The organism is Blastococcus sp. OS1-29, from assembly GCF_057628075.1.
Map to the genome: position 1 here is coordinate 91,803 of NZ_JBXXJK010000010.1, position 20,319 is coordinate 112,121.

Consider the following 20,319-nt stretch of genomic DNA (forward strand, 5'->3'; position numbering starts at 1 on the left):
AGGTGCGTGATGAGGGCGATCGTGGTGACGGACCAGGCTGCGGGAACGGCCGGCATGACGCTGGAGGAGCGGCCCGAGCCGGCCGCCGCGATCAACGACGTCGTCGTCGAGGTCCATGCGTCGGGATTCGTGCCGACCGAGCTCGCGTGGCCGTCGACCTGGACCGATCGCCGCGACCGTGACCGGACGCCGTCGATCCCCGGGCACGAGGTGGCCGGGGTGGTCACCGCCCTCGGCTACGGCACGACAGGCTTGTCGGTGGGGCAGCGGGTGTTCGGCCTCACGGACTGGCACCGCGACGGCACGCTTGCGGAGTACGTGGCCGTGGAGGCGCGCAACCTCGCGCCACTGCCCGGCGACGTCGACTTCACGGTCGGTGCGAGCCTGCCGATCTCGGGGCTGACCGCGTGGCAGGGATTGTTCGAGCACGGGCGCCTTCGGGCGGGGCAGAGCGTGCTCGTGCACGGCGCGGCCGGCGCCGTCGGGTCGATGGTGACGCAGCTCGCGCGTGAGTCCGGTGCGTACGTCATCGGCACCGGGCGCGCTGCCGACCGCGAGAAGGTGCTGGACCTCGGCGCGCAGGAGTTCGTCGACCTCGACGACGACGCCCTCGGCGACGCCGCCGGGGTGGACCTCGTCTTCGACGTCATCGGCGGCGACGTCCAGCAGCGGTCGGTCGCACTGATCCGGGCCGGAGGAACGCTGGTGACCGTCGTCGGACCGACCGAGGCCCGGCCGGCGGACGGCCGGACGGTCGATTTCGTCGTCGAGTCCGATCGCGCCCAGCTCGGCGAGGTCGTGCAGCGGGTGCGGGACGGGCGACTGCGGACGAACATCGGCACCGTCGCGCCCCTCGACGATGCGGTGGCGGCCCTCAACCCGACAGGGCGGCGCCAGGGTAAGACGATCATCGGCGTCCGCCCGTGAGACGGCTGGGGGGCCGGGAATGACCTGTGCGTCCGGGACGCTGTAGTCTGAGAAATGCCTCCCTGCTACAGAGGGGCACGCGAACCATCCAGCGGCCTCCGGGCCGCTGATCCAAGAGGAGCCCGCTCCCACCTGACGCCGTCCAGGCGTTCAGGTCCCCGGATCGCGAGAACCGGCCCCGGCCGGTTGTCGCGGTGCGCACCACCCGGTGCGCAGACCGGTGAGACGGGCCCCGTGAGCGCGAGCTCCGGGGCCTTCGTCCTCTCCGGCGTCGGGACGGGCCGCAGACTCCTCACAGGCAAGAGCAGAGGAGAGGCCATCACCGAGCCCCGCATCAACGACCGCATCCGTGTCCCCGAGGTCCGCCTGGTCGGTCCCGAGGGTGAGCAGGTCGGCGTCGTGTCGATCGGCGAAGCACTGCGACTGGCCCAGGACTCGGAGCTCGACCTCGTCGAGGTCGCTCCCATGGCCCGGCCGCCGGTCTGCAAGCTCATGGACTACGGGAAGTTCAAGTACGAGTCCGCCCAGAAGGCCCGCGAGGCCCGGCGGAACCAGGCGCTCACCGTCATCAAGGAGATGCGGCTGCGCCTCAAGATCGACCCGCACGACTACGAGACCAAGAAGGGCCATGTCGAGCGCTTCCTCAAGGGCGGCGACAAGGTCAAGATCACGGTCATGTTCCGTGGCCGCGAGCAGTCGCGCCCGGAGCTGGGTTACCGGCTGCTGCAGCGGCTGGCGGCCGACGTCGCCGAGCTCGGCGTCGTCGAGTCCAACCCGAAGCAGGACGGCCGCAACATGGTCATGGTGATCGCTCCGCACCGGAACCAGGCAGCGACCGACGCCGCTCGCCGGTCCGCCAAGGCGGAGAAGGCATCCGCGGCCGAGGAGCAGGCGCCCAGCGCCTGATCGGCCGCACACCGCAGGACTGCACCACCGAGACGGCCGGTGCGCACGAGGTCAGCCCGTGCTGGCCCGCGCGCGCCGACACCACACGAACAGGACGAGGGACATGCCGAAGCAGAAGACCCACAAGGGCGCCGCGAAGCGCGTGCGCGTGACCGGCAGCGGGAAGCTGGTGCGCGAGCACACGAACAACCAGCACAAGTTCGAGGTGAAGTCGTCTTCGCGCAAGCGCCGGGTGAGCGGCATCGGCGTCCTCTCGCCGGCGGACGCCCCGCGCATGAAGAAGCTGCTGGGTCTCTGACCCTCCTCTGACTGACGAGACGACAGGAGTACTCACGTGGCACGCGTGAAGCGGGCGGTCAACGCCCAGAAGAAGCGCCGGACGACCCTCGAGGCCGCCGCCGGTTACCGCGGTCAGCGTTCGCGCCTGTACCGCAAGGCCAAGGAGCAGCTGCTCCACTCGGCGACCTACAACTACCGCGACCGCAAGGCGCGCAAGGGTGACTTCCGCAAGCTGTGGATCACCCGCATCAACGCCGCGGCCCGGCTGAACGACATGACCTACAACCGGTTCATGCAGGGGCTCAAGCTCGCCGGCATCGAGCTGGACCGCCGCGTTCTGGCCGAGCTGGCCGTCAACGAGCCGGCCGCCTTCGCCGCGCTGGTGGAGACCGCCCGCGCCGCCGTGGCCGCCGCTCCGGCCGCCGCGACCGACGCTGCCTGATCGCAGCACACCGCGAGTGCGACGAATTCGTGGCCATCGACCGCTGATGGCCACGAGTTCGTCGCATTCGGCGCACGAAGAGCCGCTCACCGAGCGCTCCACCCGGATCGTGGCCGCGCGCAAGCTCACCCGTCGCGCGGGCCGCGACGCCGCCGGGCTGTTCCTGGCCGAGGGCCGGCAGGCCGTCGTCGAGGCACTCGCCGACCCCGCGGGCGTGCGGGAGGTCTTCGCCACCGAGGCCGCGGCGTCCGCGCACCGCGACCTGCTCGCCGAGACGTCCGTGCCGGTCCGCCTGATCACCGAGAAGGCCGCGGCGGGGCTGTCCGAGACGGTCACGCCGCAGGGGCTGGTCGCCGTCTGCACGCTCCGGGACGTCGCCGCCGACACGCTGACCGCAGCTCCGCCGCGGCTCACCGTCGCGCTGTCGGAGCTCGCCGATCCCGGCAACGCCGGCACGATCCTGCGGACGGCGGACGCCTGCGGTGCCGGAGCCGTGGTGTTCGGCGCGGGCTCGGCCGACCCGTACGGCGGCAAGGCGGTGCGCGCCAGCGCGGGCAGCCTCTTCCACGTCGACGTCGTTCGTGGTGCGCCGCTGCTGGAGCTCATCCCGGCGCTCCGGGCTGCCGGGGTCACCGTGCTGGCCGCCGACGGTGGGGGAGAGGCCGCGCTGGACGAGCTGACCAGCCAGCTCGCCGGCCGGGTCCTGTGGCTGTTCGGCAACGAGGCGCGCGGCGTCCCTGCCGAGCTGGCGCGGCTCGCCGACGCCCGCGTGCGCATTCCGATGCGGGGCCGCGCCGAGAGCCTCAACCTCGCCGCGGCCGCCGCCATCTGCCTCTACACGACCCAGCTCGCCCAGGGCTGAGGGACTTTCTGTACAGAAAGTCCCTCAGACCAGTCGGGCGCGCTTCCAGAGCAACTCCGAGGCGCCGCCGACCAGGCCGACGTCGCGGAGGAAGGCGACCAGGCCGGTGGACGCGTCGCGCAGCTTGTCGCCGTAGTGCCGGTTGGCGCGAGCAGCCGCCTTCGCCTCGGCCGGGTCCAACCCCACCGAGGCGTAGACCCCCGGCTGCACCAGGTTGTCGGCGACGATCGCTGCCACCGACGCCACCGCGGTGCGGTGCCGGCGCAGCTGCCAGTTCGAGAGGTCCGGCGTCCGGCGGGCGATCTCCTCGCGGGCGAACCGCATGTGCCGGGCCTCCTCGACGACGTGGATCTGGCTGGTGGCCCGGGTGAGCGGCTGCACGCGCTCGTCCTTCATCAGGTCGCGCTGGAAGATGTCGAGGATCTCCTCGGCCACGAGGATCGCCGCGTAGGCGGCCGGCCCGTCGGCGCGGGCCACGAACGCCTTGCCCAGGCGGAGGATCGACGCCGGCGGCTGATACGACGGCGCTCCGAACTTCTGCGCCGTCCGGGCGAACATGACCGAGTGCCGGCACTCGTCGGCGATCTCGGTCAGCGCCCACTGCACGTGCGGCTGGGCGGGGTCCTCGCCGTAGATGTCCTTGAGCACGAGCTGCATCAGCAGGCACTCGAACCAGATGCCGACGCCGGAGATCGAGCAGTACTCGTGGATGGTGAGCGTGACTCGCTGTTCTTCGGTCAATGCGTCCCACAGCGGCGTGCCGTACAGCGTCGACCACTCGGGTGACAGACCGTAGAGACGCTCAGGGATGGGAGCGGCCCAGTCGATGTCGACGACAGGGTCGTAGGACTTCTTGGCGGCCGACCCGAGGAGGCGGGCGGACAGGGCCTGACGATCGACAGGCCTCTTGCCCGACTGTCCTGCGCTCTCGGTGGGCATAGGAGTGGACAGGGTGGCGGTCACGGCGGATTCCCCCAGACGTCGAGTACGGCTGTGATGAAAGGTAGCTGTTACCGTGAAACACATGCAACGCGTAGCAGATCTTCCGGGTGCGCCACCGCGCTCCGGTGAGCCGATCGAGGCTCCGCTGCCACATCAGGACGGACGGCGCGCGCGCTGGACCGAGCACCGGCGCGCGCGCCGCGAGGACCTCGTCGCAGCCGCCGTGGAGGCCGTCCGGGCCGCCGGACCCGACTTCGCCGTCGACGACGTCGCGCGCAGCGCAGGGGTCTCCAAGACCGTCATCTACCGCTACTTCACCGACAAGGACGAGCTGGTCGACGCCGTCCTGGAACGGATCTCGACGGTCATCCTGCTGCCGCGGCTGCTCGGCGAGATCGCGGTCGAGCACGCCGACGACCGGGCCTCGCTGCGCGCCGTCATCGCCGCGTTCGTGTCGCTCATCGAGGACGAGCCCGAGCTGTACCGCTTCGCCTACGCCCAGGCCGGCCGCTCGGGGCGGGCCGACCTCGTCGCCGCCACCGAGCACGAGATCGCCGAGGCCCTGGCAGTCGTGATGTCGACCCGGCTGGTCGACGCCGGCCGCTCCACGGGTGGCGCGCGCACCTGGGCCTACGGCGTCGTCGGCATGGTGCAACTGGCCGCGCACTGGTGGTCGACGGCTCGCACCGTCCCCGCCGGCGAACTGGTCGAGCAGCTGGTGGCCCTCGCCGACGGGGGCCTGTCCACGCTCCTGCCCCCGCGCTGACGATGGAGGGGAACGAGACCGGCGAGGGCTACGAGGGCGCGGTCACGGTCGTGGCGGACGGCGCTCCGCCACGGACGGCGACCGCCGCGCTGGCCGCCCGCTTCGACCCGCTGGCCGGCCACGTCGTCTGGAGTGGGCGGATCGACGTCGCGCTGGCCCCGCGCACCGCGGTCGAGCTCACGACACCGTTCGGCTCCGCCCGCGCCGACGCCACCGAGGCCGATGCCTGGGGGAACACCCGGCTCAGCGGGCTGGGCCGGCCGCCGTTCCCGGTGGAGCTGCTGAACGGCTGAAGCAGTCGGGCAGCGTGATGAGGACGACGGTGCCCATTCCCTCTGCGATGTCGATCAGCGTCCCTGATCGTCCGGGGTCCTCCCTCATGGTCGGCCGCGGGGGAGGACCCCATGGGGCGAGGGAGGACCGAGGCCATGCGCCGTGGACCACGCCGCCCACCAAACCCGGACGCGGAGTCGAACCCGAGGCGGGCAGAATGGCCTCCCGTGTCTGGCGCCAACGATCCCTACGACCCCAAGCAGGTCGCCGCGCTCTCCCCGGAGGCGCTCGACGACGCGGTCGAGGCCGCTCGGACGGCGTTCGACGGAGCCGCTGATCTGGAGGCGCTGGCGCTCGTCCGGCCGGCGCACCTCGGCGACCGCGCGCCCGTGCTGCTGGCGCGCCGCGAGCTCGGCGCGCTGCCCCCGGCGGCCCGCAGCGAGGCGGGCAAGCGGGTCAACGCCGCCCGGCTCGCCGTCACCGAGGCCTACGAGGCGCGGCTGGCCGAGCTCGAGGTCGAGCGCGACGCCCGGGTGCTGGCCGAGGAGCGGGTCGACGTCACCCTTCCCTGGGACCGCGCCCCCCGCGGCGCCCGTCACCCGCTGACCACGCTGACCGACCGGATCGCCGACATCTTCGTCGGCATGGGCTACGAGGTGGCTGACGGCCCGGAGCTCGAGGCGGAGTGGCTGAACTTCGACGCGCTCAACATCGGCCGCGACCACCCGGCCCGCACGATGATGGACACCTTCTTCGTGGCGCCGGCGGACTCCGGCCTGGTGCTGCGCACCCACACCAGCCCGGTGCAGGCGCGCACGATGCTGTCCCGGACGCCGCCGATCTACGTCGTCGCGCCCGGCCGCGTCTACCGGACCGACGAGCTCGACGCGACGCACACGCCGGTCTTCCACCAGGTCGAGGGCCTCGCGGTCGACCGCGGGCTGACCATGGCCCACCTGCGCGGCACGCTCGACCACCTCGCGCGCTCGCTCTTCGGCGCGGACGCCGTCACCCGCTGGCGGCCGTCCTACTTCCCGTTCACCGAGCCGTCGGCGGAGTTCGACGTCTGGTTCCCCGAGCACCGCGACGGCCCGCGCTGGGTCGAGTGGGGCGGTTGCGGGATGGTCAACCCGCGGGTCCTGATCGCCTGCGGCATCGACCCCGAGGAGTACTCGGGCTTCGCATTCGGCGTGGGCATCGAGCGTGCCCTGCAGTTCCGCTCCGGCGTCGGCGACATGCGCGACATCGTCGAGGGCGACGTCCGGTTCACGAAGGCTTTCGGGGTAGACCAGTGACCAACCGTCACGAGGGAGAGACAGAGTAATGCGGGTCCCCATCGGCTGGCTGGCCGAGTACGTCGACGTTCCCGCGGGAACGTCCGTCGAGGACCTCGACACCGCCTTCGTCCGCCTCGGGCTCGAGGTGGAGGAGATCCACCGCCCCGCGGAGGTCACCGGGCCGCTCGTCGTGGGCAAGGTCCTGGAGATCGAGGAGCTGACCGGCTTCAAGAAGCCGATCAGCTACACGCAGGTCGACGTCGGGGAGGCTGAGCCGCGCGGCATCGTCTGCGGGGCGCGCAACTTCGCCGCCGGCGACACCGTGGTGGTCGCGCTGCCGGGCGCCGTCCTGCCCGGCGGTTTCGAGATCGCCGCCCGGACGACGTACGACCACGTCTCCGACGGGATGATCTGCTCGGTCCGCGAGCTGGGCCTCGGCGAGGACCACACCGGCATCCTGGTCCTGGGGGCCGACGGCGGCGACGTGCCGCCGCCGGGCACGCCCGCCGGTCCGGTCGTCGGGCTGGAAGACGTCGTCATCGAGCTCGCGGTCACCCCCGACCGCGGCTACTGCCTGTCCATGCGCGGGATCGCCCGCGAGATGGGCACCGGCCTGGGCACGGACTGGCGCGACCCCGGGTCGGTCACCCCGCCCGCGTGGTCCGGCGAGCCGGCCTGGGACGTGCGGGTGGCCGACGCCGACCGCTGCGACCGGTTCTCGATGCTCGCGATGGAGGGCCTCGACCCGACCGCGCCGACGCCGTGGTGGATCCGGCAGCGGCTGGCGCAGTCCGCCGTCCGCAGCATCTCGCTGGCCGTCGACGTCACCAACTACGTGATGCTCGAGCTCGGCCAGCCGATGCATGCCTTCGACCGGGACGCCGTCACCGGGCCGATCACCGTCCGGCTGGCCCGCGAGGGCGAGAAGCTGACGACGCTGGACGGCACCACCCGCAAGCTCTCGGACGACGACCTGCTGATCACCGACGAGACCGGCCCGATCGGCCTGGCCGCGGTCATGGGCGGGGCCTCGACCGAGATCGGGAACGGCACCACGGCGGTGCTGCTGGAGGCGGCGCACTGGGAGCCCACCGGTGTGGCCCGCACCGCCCGCCGGCACCGGCTGCCCAGCGAGGCCGCCAAGCGCTTCGAGCGCGGCGTCGACCCGGAGATGACCGTCGTCGCCCTGGCCCGGGCGGCCGAACTGCTCGCCGAGTACGGCGGCGCGCGGGTCGTCGGCGGGGTGGTCGACGTCGACACCCGCGGGCCGCGGCCGTCGATCCCGCTGGACGCGGCCAAGCCCGCCCAGGTCGCCGGCCTGCCCTACACGGCCGCCCAGGTCGTCGAGCTCCTCGGCGCGGTCGGCTGCGACGTCGACACGAGCGGCAGCCCGCTGGCGGTCACCCCGCCGTCCTGGCGTCCCGACCTCACCGATCCGGCCGACCTGGTCGAGGAGGTCATCCGGCTCGCCGGCTACGACGACGTCCCGTCCGTCCTGCCGACCGCGCCCCCCGGCCGGGGGCTCACCGAGGTGCAGCGCCGCCGTCGCAGCGTCGGTCGCGCGCTGGCCGAGGCCGGGTACGTGGAGGCCCCGTCCTATCCGTTCGTCGGGACGGCAGCGCTCGACGCGCTCGGGCTGGCAGCGGACGACGAGCGGCGGCAGGTGGTCGTCGTCCGCAACCCCCTGTCGGAGGAGGAGCCGGGCCTCCGGACGACGCTGCTGCCCGGCCTGCTCGCGACGCTGGCGCGCAACCTCTCCCGCGGGCAGCGCGACCTGGCGCTGTTCGAGCACGGCGCGGTGTTCCCGGGCGGTGTGCGTAGGCCCGCGCCGCTGCCGGGTGTCGACCGCCGTCCGGACGACGAGACCCTGGCCGCGCTGCTGGGCGCCGTCCCGGAGCAGCCGTGGCACGTGGCCGTCGCGCTGACCGGCAACCGCGAGCCCCGCGGCTGGTGGGGACCGGGGCGCCCGGCCGGCTGGTCGGACGCCGTCGAGGCCGCGCGCCGGGTGGCCGCCGCCTCGGGCGTGGAGCTGACCGTGCGGGCGGGGGAGCGGGCGCCCTGGCACCCGGGTCGCTGCGCCGAGCTCCTCGTCGGTGACCAGGTGATCGGGTACGCCGGCGAGCTGCACCCGCGGGTGTGCGCGGCGCTGGAGCTGCCGGCGCGCACGTCGGTCATGGAGCTGGACCTGGACGCGCTGCCGGGCGCCGAGGTGCCGGTCGGACCGTCGATCTCCGCGTTCCCGCCGGTGCTGATCGACCTGGCGCTGGTGGTGCCGGACGAGGTTCCGGCCGCCGAGGTGGTGGCGGCCGTGCGCACGGGGGCGGGGGAGCTGCTGGAGGACGTGCGGCTCTTCGACGTCTGGCGCGGGACACCGGTGCCCGCCGGGGCCCGGTCGCTCGCCTACGCGCTGACCCTGCGCGCGCCGGACCGCACGCTCACCAGCGAGGAGGCGACGGCGGTGCGCGACGCTGCCGTGGCCGCAGCCCGGTCCGCGACGGGAGCCGAACTGCGTGGGTGAGCTCAGCGGCGTCGCCCTGGTCACCGGCGCGTCCAGCGGCATCGGCCGGCACCTCGTCGAAGGGCTGGCCGCCCGCGGCATGGCCGTGGCGGGGCTCGCGCGCACCGAGGACCGGCTGACCGCCGCCATGGCCGAGGTGGCGGAGGCCACCGGTGGCCGCACGCTCGCGGTCGCGGCCGACGTCACCGATCGGACCGCCGTGGGCGAGGCGACCCGGCGGGTCGCCGAGGAGCTCGGCCCGATCGACCTGCTGATCAACAACGCGGGGCTCATCGACGAGTTCGAGGTGCCGCTCTGGGAGACCGACCCCGACCAGTGGTGGGACGTCGTCTCCAGCCACATCCGCGGCGGCTACCTGCTCTGCCGCGCCGTCGTGCCGTGGATGCTGCTGCGCAACCGCGGTCGCATCGTCAACCTCGGCAGCGGGCAGGGGCTGGCCGCGCAGCCTGAGTACTCCGCCTACGCCGTCGCCAAGTCCGGGCTGATGCGCATCACCGAGGCGCTGGCCGCCGGCCTCGAGGGCAGCGACGTGCGCGCGTTCGACGTCGCCCCGGGCGTCGTCGACACCCCGATGACGCGGTCGATGGCGAAGTGGCGCGGGCGCACCCAGTGGACCCCTCCGGAGCAGGTGGTCGAGTTCATGGCCGCGATCGCCGCCGGTGAACTGGACCAGTGGTCTGGTCGTTTCATTCGGGTGGGCGTCGACGACCTCGATGCACTCCGCGGCGTCACGCCCGAGGGCTCCGCCCGTCAGCTGCGGCTGCGTCCTTACGGGGACGACGACCCTCTGGCCTGACCGCTAGCCGGGTGAGTCCAGCGGCGCCGCCCAGTGCGGTCGGCGGATGAGGCAGAACGGATGACCCGCCGGATCGGCATAGACGTCGCCGTCCAAGCGCGTGGCTCCGAGCCGGCGCACCTCCTCGCCGGCGGCAGCAGGGTCTTCCACCATGACGTCGAGGTGCATCTGCTGCGGTATCTCAGGGCTGGGCCACGTCGGCACGCGGTGCTCGGCCGCCCGCTGGAAGGCGAGGCCGGAGGTTCGGTCGTCGACGGAGACCACGACGAACTCGTCACTGTCGTAGGTGATCGACTGGTCCAGCAGTCGCGCGTAGAACTCCGCGAGCGCCCTCGGGTCGGGGCAGTCGAGGACCAGGTGGTGCAGTCGGGCGCGCACCGGCCGATCCTGCACCCACTCGTCGTCCATTGTCGGGCTGGTGTTGCCTCGACGGCCGGGAGACGACGGTAGGTCGACACTCGACGAAGCGGCAACGGAAACCCATGTGAGCGGTCATGCATGGCCGTGTATGGTCATGCATCGTGAGTACAGGGCAGACGTGGACGGTCGGGGTCACCGGCGCCACCGGGTACGCGGGGGGCGAGGTGTGCCGGCTGCTGGCCGGGCATCCGAGCCTCCGGCTGGCCGGGGTGCACGCCAACGCGAGCGCCGGCCGACGCCTGGGCGAGCTCCAGCCGCACCTGCTGCCGTACGCCGAGATGGTCGTCCAGCCCAGTGATGCGGCGTCGCTGTCCGGGTACGACGTCGTCGTGCTCGCCCTCCCGCACGGCGAGTCGGCCGCCATCGCCGACCAGTTGCCCGCGGAGACGCTCGTCATCGACTGCGGTGCCGACCACCGGCTCACCGACCCGGCCGCCTGGGACCGCTGGTACGGCGGCCCGCACGCCGGCTCCTGGCCGTACGGCCTGCCCGAGCTGCCGGGTCAGCGCGAGCAGCTGACCGGCGCGAAGCGGGTCGCCGTCCCCGGCTGCTACCCGACCTCGGTCACCCTCGCGCTCGCGCCGGCGCTGGGCGCCGGCCTGATCGAGCCCGAGGTCGTCGTCGTCGCGGCCAGCGGCACGAGCGGCGCGGGCAAGTCCGCGAAGCCGCACCTGCTGGGCAGCGAGGTCATGGGCGCGGTCAGCGCGTACGGCGTCGGCGGGGTGCACCGCCACACGCCCGAGATGATCCAAAACCTCTCCCAGGCGGCCGGGCGCGCCGTGAGCGTCAGCTTCACCCCCACCCTGGTCCCGATGAGCCGCGGCATCCTCGCCACCTGCTCGGCCAAGCTCGCCGCGGGCACCGACGCGCAGGCGGCCCGGACCGCCTACGAGAAGGCCTATGCCGACGAGCCGTTCGTGCACCTGCTCCCGGAGGGGCAGTGGCCGACCACCGCGCAGGTGCTCGGCGCCAACACTGTCGCGCTGCAGATCGCCGTGGACCAGGCGGCTGGGCGATTGATCGTGGTCGCCGCGGTCGACAACCTCACCAAGGGCACCGGGGGAGCGGCGATCCAGTGCGCCAACCTCGCCCTCGGCCTGCCCGAGACCACCGGCCTGCCGACGGTAGGAGTCGCGCCGTGAGTACGACAGCACCCAAGGGGTTCTCCGCCGCCGGCGTCGCCGCCGGGCTCAAGTCCAGCGGCGACCCGGACGTCGCCGTCGTCCTCAACCACGGTCCGGACGACGCCGCCGCGGCCGTCTTCACCACCAACCGCTTCCCGGCCGCGCCCGTGCAGTGGAGCCGTCAGGTGCTCGCGGGCGAGCGGGCGCGGGCCGTCGTCCTCAACTCCGGCGGGGCCAACGCCTGCACCGGGCCCGAGGGCTTCGGTGACACCCACGCCACCGCCGAGCACGCCGCGGCCGAGCTCGGCCTCGGGGCGATCGACGTCGCGGTCGCCAGCACCGGACTGATCGGCGTCCGGCTGCCCATGGACAAGCTCACCGCCGGGGTCAGCGAGGCGGTCAAGGGACTGAGCGAGGACGGCGGAGCCGACGCCGCCCGGGCGATCATGACGACCGACAGCGTCCCGAAGACCACCGTCCAGCAGCGGGACGGCTGGTGCATCGGCGGCATGGCCAAGGGCGCCGGGATGCTCGCGCCGAGCCTCGCCACGATGCTCGTCGTCCTCACGACCGACGCGGTGGTCCCCACCGACCTGCTGAACACCTCGCTCAAGGCCGCCACGGGCGTGAGCTTCGAGCGGGTCGACTCCGACGGCTGCCTGTCCACCAACGACACCGTGATCGTCATGAGCAGCGGCGCCAGCGGCATCACGCCGACGGCGGAGGAGTTCACCGAGGCGCTCACCGCCGCGGCGACCGACCTCGCCATGCAGCTGCTCGCCGACGCCGAGGGATCCACCAAGGACATCGCGATCACGGTCCGGAACGCCGCCAGCGTCCGGGATGCCCTCACCGCCGGCCGCGCCTGCGCCCGCAACAACCTGCTCAAGACGGCGCTGTTCGGCAACGACCCCAACTGGGGCCGGGTACTCGCCGCGATCGGCACCACCGACGCCGCGTTCGAGGCGGACCAGGTCGACGTCACCATCAACGGCATCACCGTCTGCCGGGGCGGCTCGATCGGCGACCCGCGCGAGGGCGTCGACCTCACCGGCCGGGAGATCACCATCGACGTCGACCTGAAGGCCGGCAGCGAGCAGGCGACCATCTGGACGAACGACCTGTCCATCGCCTACGTGCACGAGAACTCGGCGTACTCCACATGAGCACCCACCAGGACCCGACGCCCCCCGACGTCCGCATCGACGAGCCCGCCCCCCAGCGGCGGCTACCGAAGAAGGTCGGCACCCGTCGGGTCATGCGCAAGAACGACCCGGAGGGCGACGCGAAGAAGGTCGCCGTCCTCACCGGCGCGCTGCCGTGGCTCAAGGAGTTCCACGGCAACGTCGTGGTGATCAAGTACGGCGGCCACGCGATGGTCGACGACGCCTGCCGCCGCGCCTTCGCCGAGGACATGGTCTTCCTGCGGACCTGCGGCATCCTGCCCGTCGTCGTGCACGGCGGCGGCCCGCAGATCTCGTCGATGCTGACCCGGCTCGGCATCCCCAGCGAGTTCCGCGGCGGCCTCCGGGTGACGACCGAGCAGTCGATCGACGTCGTCCGCATGGTGCTGGTCGGGCAGGTCGGCCCCGAGGTGGTCGGCCTGATCAACGAGCACGGCGGTCGCGCAGTGGGCCTGTCCGGTGAGGACGGCGGGCTGATGACCGCCGTCCGCACCCAGGCCGTCGTGGACGGCGAACCGGTCGACATCGGCTACGTGGGCGAGGTCTCCGCCGTCGACCCGACACCGGTCCGGGCGCTGCTGGAGGCCGGCCACATCCCGGTCGTCTCCGGCGTGGCCCCCGATGCGACGGGACAGCTGCACAACCTCAACGCCGACACCGCCGCCGCGGCGCTGGCCGTCGCCCTGGGCGCGGTGAAGCTCGTCGTCCTCACCGACGTCGAGGGCCTCTACGCCGACTGGCCCGACCGCGACTCGCTCGTCGAGCAGATCGACGCCCGCGAGCTCGCCGAGATCCTGCCGGCGCTCGACGCCGGGATGGTCCCGAAGATGGCCGCCTGCCTGCGGGCGGTCGAGGGGGGAGTGAAGCGCGCGACCGTCGTCGACGGCCGCATGCCGCACGCGCTCCTGCTGGAGATGTTCACCACCGAAGGCACCGGGACGATGGTCGTCCCGGCCGACACGAGGGAGGGGTCAGCACCGTGACACGCACCGAGGAGCTGGCCGCCCGCTGGTCGGCCGTGATGATGAACAACTACAAGACGCCGCCGGTCGCGCTCGCGCGCGGCGAGGGCGCGAAGGTCTGGGACGTCGACAGCCGCGAGTACACCGACCTGCTCGGCGGCATCGCGACGACGATTCTCGGCCACGCGCACCCAAAGGTCGTCGAGGCGATCAGCGAGCAGGCGCACAAGCTCGGGCACGTCTCCAACCTGGCGATGCACGAGCCCGGCCTGCAGCTGGCGGAGCGGCTGCTCGACCTCGCCGGCCGGCCGGGGCGGGTGTTCTTCTGCAACTCCGGCGCCGAGGCCAACGAGATGGCCTTCAAGATCAGCCGGCTGACCGGACGCCCCCAGGTGATCACCGCCGAGGGCGCCTTCCACGGCCGCACGATGGGCGCCCTCGCGCTCACCGGCCAGCCGTCCAAGGCCGCGGCCTTCGCGCCGCTGCCCGGCGGCGTCGAGTACGTGCCGTTCGGGAACGTCGACGCCCTGGCTGGGGCGGTCTCCGAGCAGACCGCGATGGTGCTGCTCGAGCCGATGCTGGGGGAGGGCGGCGTGCTGCCGGCGCCGTCCGGCTACCTGGCGGCGGCCGCCTCGACCGCTGCCGACGCCGGTGCGCTCTTCGCGCTCGACGAGGTGCAGACCGGCATGGGGCGCACCGGCTCCTGGTTCATGCACCAGGCCGACGGGCTGCAGCCGGACCTCATCACCCTGGCCAAGGCGCTCGGCGGGGGTCTGCCCATGGGGGCGACGCTCGCGTTCGGCGAGGCGGCCGACCTGATGACGGCGGGGGCCCACGGCTCGACGTTCGGCGGCAACCCGATCGCCGCGGCGGCCGCGCTGGCGGTGCTCGACGTCATCCGCGACGAGGGCCTGCTCGAACGCGCCAAGGAACTCGAGCACCGGTTCACCGCCGGCATCGAGGCGCTCGGACACCCGGGCATCTCCGCCGTCCGGGGGCGCGGTGCGCTGCTGGGCGTCGTCCTCACCGCCGACGTCGCCGGCGCCCTCGAGACCAACCTGCGGGCCGCCGGTTTCCTCACCAACGCCGTCGCCCCGGGCGTGCTGCGGCTCGCCCCGCCCCTCGTGCTCACCGACGCGCAGGTCGACGCCTTCGTCACCGCCCTGCCCGCCGCCCTCGACCCTGCGCTGGAGACGACGTCATGACCCGGCACTTCCTGAAGGACGACGACCTCAGCCCCGCCGAGCAGGCCGAGGTCCTTGCGCTGGCCGCCGAGCTCAAGCGCACCCGGCACACCGCCGAGGCGCCGATGCCGCTGGCCGGTCCCCGCGCGGTCGCGGTGATCTTCGACAAGCCGTCCACCCGCACCCGGGTCTCGTTCTCCGTGGGCGTCGCCGAACTCGGGGGCTACCCGCTGGTGATCGACGCCGGCAGCAGCCAGCTCGGCCGCGGGGAGCCGCTGGAGGACACCGCCCGCGTCCTCGACCGGCAGGCCGCCGCGATCGTCTGGCGCACCTTCGGCCAGGAGCGCATCGAGGCGATGGCATCGGTCAGCCGCGTGCCGGTGGTCAATGCGCTCACCGACGAGTACCACCCGTGCCAGATCCTGGCCGACCTGCAGACGGTGCTCGAGCGCAAGGGCTCGCTGGCCGGGCTGACGCTCACCTATCTCGGTGACGGCGCCAACAACATGGCCCACTCCTACCTGCTCGGCGGCGCGACGGCCGGCATGCACGTGCGGATCGGCTCGCCGTCGGAGTTCCAGCCGGCCCCCGCCGTCCTGAAGCGGGCGGAGGAGATCGCCGCCGAGACTGGCGGCTCGGTGCTCTGGACCGCCGACCCCGCGGCGGCCGCCGAGGGCGCCGACGTCCTGGCGACCGACACCTGGGTCTCGATGGGTAGCGAAACGAGCACTGCGGACGAGTACCGCGATCTTGTAGCTCCGCTCCTGCCGTACGCGGTCGACGAGGCGGCGCTGGCACGGGCGGCCGACGACGCCGTCGTGCTGCACTGCCTTCCTGCGTACCGGGGCAAGGAGATCGCCGCCGCGGTCATCGACGGGCCGCAGAGCGCGGTCTGGGACGAGGCCGAGAACCGGCTGCACGCCCAGAAGGCTGTTCTCATCTGGCTCCTGGAGCGTGCGTCATGACCGGGGGTTGTCGCCTCTGTGCCTCCGACGCCACGTCGCGGCTGCTGGACCGCGCATGACGGCCGGGCTCACGCGCTCGGCCCGGCAGGCGCGCATCGCGACGCTCATCGAGGCCCAGCCGGTGACGTCCCAGACCCACCTCGCCGCGCTGCTCGCCGAGTCGGGCATCGAGGTCACCCAGGCCACGCTGTCGCGGGACCTGGAGGAGCTGGGCGCGGTGAAGCTGCGCGGGTCGGACGGCGCACCGGCGTCCTACGTCCTGCCGCCCGAGAACGCGCCGCTGCGACCGGCGCAGGCCGCGCCGGCCCGGTTGACCCGACTGCTGGCCGACCTGCTCACCCACGCCGACGGCAGCGCGAACCTCGCCGTCCTGCGCACCCCGCCCGGCGCCGCGCAGTTCCTGGCCTCCGCCCTCGACAAGGTCGGCCTCCCCGACGTGCTGGGCACGATCGCGGGCGACGACACTGTGCTGTGCATCTCCCGGGAACCGGACGGCGGTCCCGCGTTGGCCGACCGTCTGCGTGCGCTGTCCGAGCGTGTTCCCGCGGCATACCCGGAACTGAAGTCCGACCTGGAAGAGAGCTGAATCCCATGAGCGGCGCCCCCTCGCAGACCCGGCTCTGGGGCGGCCGATTCGGTGGCGGGCCGTCGCCGGCCATGGCCGCCCTGTCCAAGTCGACGGACGTCGACTGGCGGCTCGCGCCGTTCGACCTGGCGTCCTCCCGTGCCCACGCACGGGTCCTGTACCGCGCCGGGCTGCTGACCGACGACGAACTCGGGCAGATGGTCGGCGCGCTGACCGAGCTGTCGGCGGAGGTCGCCGCCGGCACGTTCGCGCCGATCGAGAGCGACGAGGACGTGCACGAGGCACTCGAGCGCGGGCTCACCGAGAAGCTCGGCACCCTCGGCGGCAAGCTCCGGGCCGGGCGCAGCCGCAACGACCAGGTGGCCACCGACCTGCGCCTGTACCTGCGGCATCACGTCCGGGCGCTCGTGGCGGAGCTGTCGTCGCTGGAGTTCGCCCTGCTCGGTCTGGCCGAGCGGTACCAGGACGTCGCGGCTCCGGGCATGACGCACCTGCAGCACGCGCAGCCGGTGCTCATCGCTCACCAGCTGCTGGCGCACGCGCACTCCATCGCCCGCGACGTCGACCGGCTCCAGGACTGGGACAAGCGGACGGCGGTCAGCCCGCTGGGCGCCGGCGCGCTGGCCGGCTCGTCCCTGCGACTCGACCCGGACGCCGTCGCCGCCGAGCTCGGGTTCGACCGCGCCGCGGACAACTCGATCGACGCCGTCAGCGACCGTGACTTCGCCGCCGAGTTCTGCTTCGCTGCGGCGCTGCTCGGCGTCCACCTCTCCCGGCTGGGGGAGGAGGTCTGCCTCTGGACGTCGACCGAGTTCGGCTGGGCGCGACTGGACGACGCCTGGGCCACGGGGTCGTCGATCATGCCGCAGAAGAAGAACCCGGACATCGCCGAGCTGGCCCGCGGCAAGTCGGGCCGTTTCGTCGGCAACCTGACCGGCCTGCTGACCATGCTCAAGGGCCTGCCGCTGGCCTACGACCGCGACCTGCAGGAGGACAAGGAGCCGGTCTTCGACTCGATGGAGCAGCTGATGCTCCTGCTGCCGGCCGTCACCGGCATGGTCGCGACGCTCACCCTGCGGCCCGAGGTGCTCGAGGCCGCGGCGCCCCAGGGCTTCGCCCTGGCCACCGACGTGGCCGAGTGGCTGGTCTCCTCCGGGGTGCCGTTCCGCTCGGCGCACGAGATCTCCGGTGCGATGGTCGCCTTCTGCGAGCAGGCCGGGCTCGAGCTCGACCAGCTGGACGACGACCAGCTCGCCGGCATCGACGAGCGGCTCACGCCCGACGTCCGATCGGTCCTGTCGGTGCCGGGAGCTCTCGCCGCTCGCAAGGCCCGCGGGGGGACGGCGCCCGAGCGGGTGGCCGAGCAGCTCACGGCGCTGAAGACGCTGGCCACCGAGCACGCCGACTGGTCGCTGTCCTCGCCCGTGGCGGCCGCACTCTGAGCGTGCCGGGTCCGCTGCTGACGGCAGCCGAGCTGATCGGGCCGGCCGACGAGGTGGCGCGGTCGCTGCTGGGCTGCTGGCTGGTCAGCGAGCGCCCGGAGGGGACTGTTGCGCTCCGGCTGACCGAGGTGGAGGCGTACTCCGGCTCCGGCATCGACCCGGCGGCGCACTCGCACCGCGGCCCGACGCCGCGTGCGGCGATCATGTTCGGGCCGCCGGGGCGGCTGTACGTGTACTTCTCCTACGGCGTGCACTGGTGCGCGAACGTCGTGGTGGGAGCCGACGGCGACGGCGAGGCGGTGCTGCTGCGCGCCGGCGAGATCGTGGCGGGGGAGCAGCTGGCACGGTCGCGTCGTCCGGCCGCCCGGTCTGCCCGTGACCTCGCCGGCGGCCCCGCCCGGCTGACCCAGGCCCTGGCGATCGGCCGGGACGACCTCGCCACCGACCTGCTGTCCGCCGACTCGGCCATCCGGCTGCACCGCGGGGGCCCGGTTCCGGCGGCGATCTCGACCGGCCCCCGGGTCGGGATCAGCGTGGCCACCGATCTGCCATGGCGGTTCTGGGAGACGGATGCGCCGTCGGTGAGCGTGTTCCGGGCGGGTGGCAAGCCTCGTCGTTCGCGCGCCGGGCAGGATGGGGTCCAGTGACCGAGCTTGCGAGGTCACAGAGGGGACACAGCACCGTCGGCACGGAACCGACGAGCGAAGCGAGGAGAAGTTCCGTGACCGAGCTTGCGAGGTCACGCAGGGACACAGCACGCGTCGGCACGGAACCGACGAGCGAAGCGAGGAGAGTTCCGTGACGGAAGACGTGATCGACGAGCTGCACCGCCGCGGGCTGATCGCCCAGAGCACCGACGAGGACGCGCTGCGCGCCTCGCTCGCCGAGGGGCCGGTCGCCTACTACTGCGGTTTCGACCCGACCGCGCCGAGCCTGCACGTGGGAAGCCTGCTGCAGTTCATGGTGCTGCGGGCCCTGCAGCGCGCCGGGCACCAGCCCGTCGTCCTCGTCGGGGGCGCCACCGGTCTGATCGGCGACCCGCGCCCGACGGCGGAACGGCAGCTGAACGACCCGTCGGTCGTCGCCGGCTGGGTCCAGCGCATCCGCGAGCAGGTGGCTCCCTTCCTGGACCTGCCGGCCGAGCGGGACGGCCTGAAGGGCCCGATCTACGTCGACAACCTGGACTGGACGGCGCCGCTGTCGGCCATCGACTTCCTCCGGGACATCGGCAAGCACTTCCGGGTCAGCCAGATGCTGGCCAAGGAGGCGGTGTCGGCCAGGCTCAACTCCGAGGCCGGCATCAGCTACACGGAGTTCAGCTACCAGATCCTGCAGGCGCACGACTTCCTCGAGCTGTTCCGCCGTCACGGGGTGACGCTGCAGACCGGCGGGTCCGACCAGTGGGGCAACCTCACCGCCGGCATCGACCTGATCCGCCGCACCGAGGGCGCGAAGGTGCACGCCCTGTCGACCCCGCTGGTGACCAAGGCCGACGGCACCAAGATGGGGAAGACCGAGAGCGGCTCGGTCTGGCTCGACCCCACGCTGACCTCGCCCTACGCCTTCTTCCAGTTCTGGCTCAACGCCGACGACGCGGATGCCCGCGCCTGGCTGCCGCTGTTCTCCGAGCGGCCGGCGGAAGAGCTCGAGGCTCTCATCACCGAGAGCATCGAGCGGCCCGCGGCCCGGACCGCCCAGCGCGCGCTGGCAGAGGAGCTGACGACCCTCGTCCACGGACCCGAGCAGTTGGCCCAGGCCGAGGCCGCGGGCCGGGCGCTGTTCGGCCGTGACGACCTCGCGACGCTGGGCGAGGCGACCCTCGCGGCGGCGCTCACCGAGGCCGGCGCCGTGACCGTCGACGGCGAGGTGCCGTCGATCGCTGCGTTGCTCCAGCAGACCGGACTGGTGGGCAGCCTGTCGGAGGCGCGCCGGACGGTGAAGGAGGGCGGGGCGTACCTGAACAACGTGCGCGTCACCGACGCCGACGTGGCGCCTGCGGACGACGCCTGGCTGGCGGGGGGCTGGCTCGTGCTCCGGAAGGGGAAGCGCTCCGTCGCAGGGGTCCGGCGGACGACGCCTGCGGGGGCCTGACCGGGGTGTCCGGGGTCACCAGCCGAACGGTTTGACACCGGGCCCCGTACGCCAGTAACTTTCTCTCTGCGCCGCGCGAGACCCCGTCTGGGGCCAGCGAGACGCTCCTGCGGGGGCTGATCGTTGTGCGGCGCCACACGAGAAGCCGCCTCGAACGAAGGCCGGAAGGCCGGGGTTCGTGCGCGTCCGCTCTTTGAGAACTCAACAGCGTGCCGAAAGTCAGTGCCAAGTAATAACCCCGTGCCCTGGTTCACTTGTGGTTGGGGTGGGGATTCCTTTGGTTGATTGAAATCGAGAGTGCCAACTCTTGGTTCTCAGCCGCGATCAAATCATCTACGGAGAGTTTGATCCTGGCTCAGGACGAACGCTGGCG

21 protein-coding genes are annotated in these 20,319 nt (G+C 72.9%); 19 read left to right on the top strand and 2 right to left on the bottom strand.

Annotation, left to right across the window (positions count from 1 at the left end):
- Positions 1-21 precede the first annotated feature (21 nt).
- From AC2H4J_RS22590 to AC2H4J_RS22610, 5 genes are all read left to right on the top strand, one after another.
- Complete coding sequence (locus AC2H4J_RS22590; protein ID WP_487467168.1) at positions 22-927, top strand: NADP-dependent oxidoreductase; 906 nt, start codon at positions 22-24, stop codon at positions 925-927.
- Between the two features lie 234 nt (positions 928-1,161).
- A complete protein-coding gene (gene infC / locus AC2H4J_RS22595) occupies positions 1,162-1,833 on the top strand; it encodes a translation initiation factor IF-3 (RefSeq protein ID WP_487467169.1) in 672 nt (223 codons plus the stop codon).
- A 103-nt stretch (positions 1,834-1,936) separates the two neighbouring features.
- Positions 1,937-2,131, top strand: a complete 195-nt coding sequence (rpmI, locus tag AC2H4J_RS22600) for a 50S ribosomal protein L35 (RefSeq protein WP_487467170.1) — start codon at positions 1,937-1,939, stop codon at positions 2,129-2,131.
- 36 nt (positions 2,132-2,167) lie between these two features.
- Positions 2,168-2,554 carry a 50S ribosomal protein L20 gene (gene rplT / locus AC2H4J_RS22605; RefSeq protein ID WP_487467171.1) on the top strand — a complete coding sequence of 129 codons (387 nt, stop codon included), beginning with the start codon at positions 2,168-2,170 and terminating at the stop codon, positions 2,552-2,554.
- Between the two features lie 46 nt (positions 2,555-2,600).
- Positions 2,601-3,416 carry a TrmH family RNA methyltransferase gene (locus AC2H4J_RS22610; protein ID WP_487467172.1) on the top strand — a complete coding sequence of 272 codons (816 nt, stop codon included), beginning with the start codon at positions 2,601-2,603 and terminating at the stop codon, positions 3,414-3,416.
- A gap of 24 nt (positions 3,417-3,440) precedes the next feature.
- Here AC2H4J_RS22610 and AC2H4J_RS22615 read toward each other — a convergent pair whose 3' ends face one another.
- Positions 3,441-4,379, bottom strand: a complete 939-nt coding sequence (locus tag AC2H4J_RS22615; protein WP_487467173.1) for an AurF N-oxygenase family protein — start codon at positions 4,377-4,379, stop codon at positions 3,441-3,443.
- A 61-nt stretch (positions 4,380-4,440) separates the two neighbouring features.
- Between AC2H4J_RS22615 and AC2H4J_RS22620 the strand changes: the two genes are divergently transcribed.
- The 5 genes from AC2H4J_RS22620 (at position 4,441) to AC2H4J_RS22640 (ending at position 9,988) form a co-directional block, all read left to right on the top strand.
- Entirely contained in the window at positions 4,441-5,124 is a 684-nt protein-coding gene (locus AC2H4J_RS22620) for a TetR/AcrR family transcriptional regulator (RefSeq protein WP_487467174.1), read from the top strand.
- Positions 5,125-5,126: 2 nt separating this feature from the next.
- Positions 5,127-5,417 carry a DUF4873 domain-containing protein gene (locus AC2H4J_RS22625; RefSeq protein ID WP_487467175.1) on the top strand — a complete coding sequence of 97 codons (291 nt, stop codon included), beginning with the start codon at positions 5,127-5,129 and terminating at the stop codon, positions 5,415-5,417.
- A 207-nt stretch (positions 5,418-5,624) separates the two neighbouring features.
- The gene (pheS, locus tag AC2H4J_RS22630; protein WP_487467176.1) at positions 5,625-6,692 is read left to right on the top strand and encodes a phenylalanine--tRNA ligase subunit alpha; all 1,068 of its coding nucleotides are present in this window, start codon (positions 5,625-5,627) and stop codon (positions 6,690-6,692) included.
- Positions 6,693-6,720: 28 nt separating this feature from the next.
- Positions 6,721-9,192 carry a phenylalanine--tRNA ligase subunit beta gene (gene pheT, locus AC2H4J_RS22635; protein WP_487467177.1) on the top strand — a complete coding sequence of 824 codons (2,472 nt, stop codon included), beginning with the start codon at positions 6,721-6,723 and terminating at the stop codon, positions 9,190-9,192.
- Positions 9,185-9,988, top strand: coding sequence for an SDR family NAD(P)-dependent oxidoreductase (locus AC2H4J_RS22640; protein ID WP_487467178.1), 804 nt, complete (start codon positions 9,185-9,187; stop codon positions 9,986-9,988). The genes pheT and AC2H4J_RS22640 overlap by 8 nt, the downstream gene beginning before the upstream one ends.
- A 3-nt stretch (positions 9,989-9,991) precedes the next feature.
- On the opposite strand, the gene AC2H4J_RS22645 is transcribed toward AC2H4J_RS22640, so the two are convergent.
- On the bottom strand, positions 9,992-10,366 hold the full coding sequence (locus AC2H4J_RS22645; protein ID WP_487467179.1) for a VOC family protein: 375 nt from the start codon (positions 10,364-10,366) through the stop codon (positions 9,992-9,994).
- 143 nt (positions 10,367-10,509) lie between these two features.
- Here AC2H4J_RS22645 and argC point away from each other — a divergent pair, with 143 nt between their 5' ends.
- The 9 genes from argC to tyrS all read left to right on the top strand — a co-directional run bounded on the left by argC (position 10,510) and on the right by tyrS (position 19,946).
- Entirely contained in the window at positions 10,510-11,550 is a 1,041-nt protein-coding gene (gene argC, locus AC2H4J_RS22650) for an N-acetyl-gamma-glutamyl-phosphate reductase (RefSeq protein ID WP_487467180.1), read from the top strand.
- Positions 11,547-12,698: a bifunctional glutamate N-acetyltransferase/amino-acid acetyltransferase ArgJ gene (gene argJ, locus AC2H4J_RS22655; protein WP_487467181.1), complete on the top strand. Its 1,152-nt coding sequence runs from the start codon at positions 11,547-11,549 to the stop codon at positions 12,696-12,698. The genes argC and argJ overlap by 4 nt, the downstream gene beginning before the upstream one ends.
- Positions 12,695-13,699 (top strand): acetylglutamate kinase, encoded by a 1,005-nt coding sequence (argB, locus tag AC2H4J_RS22660; protein WP_487467182.1) that lies wholly within the window; start codon positions 12,695-12,697, stop codon positions 13,697-13,699. The genes argJ and argB overlap by 4 nt, the downstream gene beginning before the upstream one ends.
- A complete protein-coding gene (locus AC2H4J_RS22665) occupies positions 13,696-14,883 on the top strand; it encodes an acetylornithine transaminase (RefSeq protein ID WP_487467183.1) in 1,188 nt (395 codons plus the stop codon). Before argB ends, AC2H4J_RS22665 begins: the two co-directional genes overlap by 4 nt.
- Positions 14,880-15,827 carry an ornithine carbamoyltransferase gene (gene argF / locus AC2H4J_RS22670; RefSeq protein ID WP_487467184.1) on the top strand — a complete coding sequence of 316 codons (948 nt, stop codon included), beginning with the start codon at positions 14,880-14,882 and terminating at the stop codon, positions 15,825-15,827. Before AC2H4J_RS22665 ends, argF begins: the two co-directional genes overlap by 4 nt.
- A gap of 55 nt (positions 15,828-15,882) precedes the next feature.
- A complete protein-coding gene (locus AC2H4J_RS22675; protein WP_487467185.1) occupies positions 15,883-16,413 on the top strand; it encodes an arginine repressor in 531 nt (176 codons plus the stop codon).
- Positions 16,414-16,418: 5 nt separating this feature from the next.
- Positions 16,419-17,855: an argininosuccinate lyase gene (gene argH / locus AC2H4J_RS22680; RefSeq protein ID WP_487467186.1), complete on the top strand. Its 1,437-nt coding sequence runs from the start codon at positions 16,419-16,421 to the stop codon at positions 17,853-17,855.
- 2 nt (positions 17,856-17,857) lie between these two features.
- Positions 17,858-18,502: a DNA-3-methyladenine glycosylase gene (locus AC2H4J_RS22685; RefSeq protein ID WP_487467187.1), complete on the top strand. Its 645-nt coding sequence runs from the start codon at positions 17,858-17,860 to the stop codon at positions 18,500-18,502.
- Between the two features lie 151 nt (positions 18,503-18,653).
- Positions 18,654-19,946, top strand: coding sequence for a tyrosine--tRNA ligase (tyrS, locus tag AC2H4J_RS22690; RefSeq protein ID WP_487467188.1), 1,293 nt, complete (start codon positions 18,654-18,656; stop codon positions 19,944-19,946).
- Positions 19,947-20,319 lie beyond the last annotated feature (373 nt).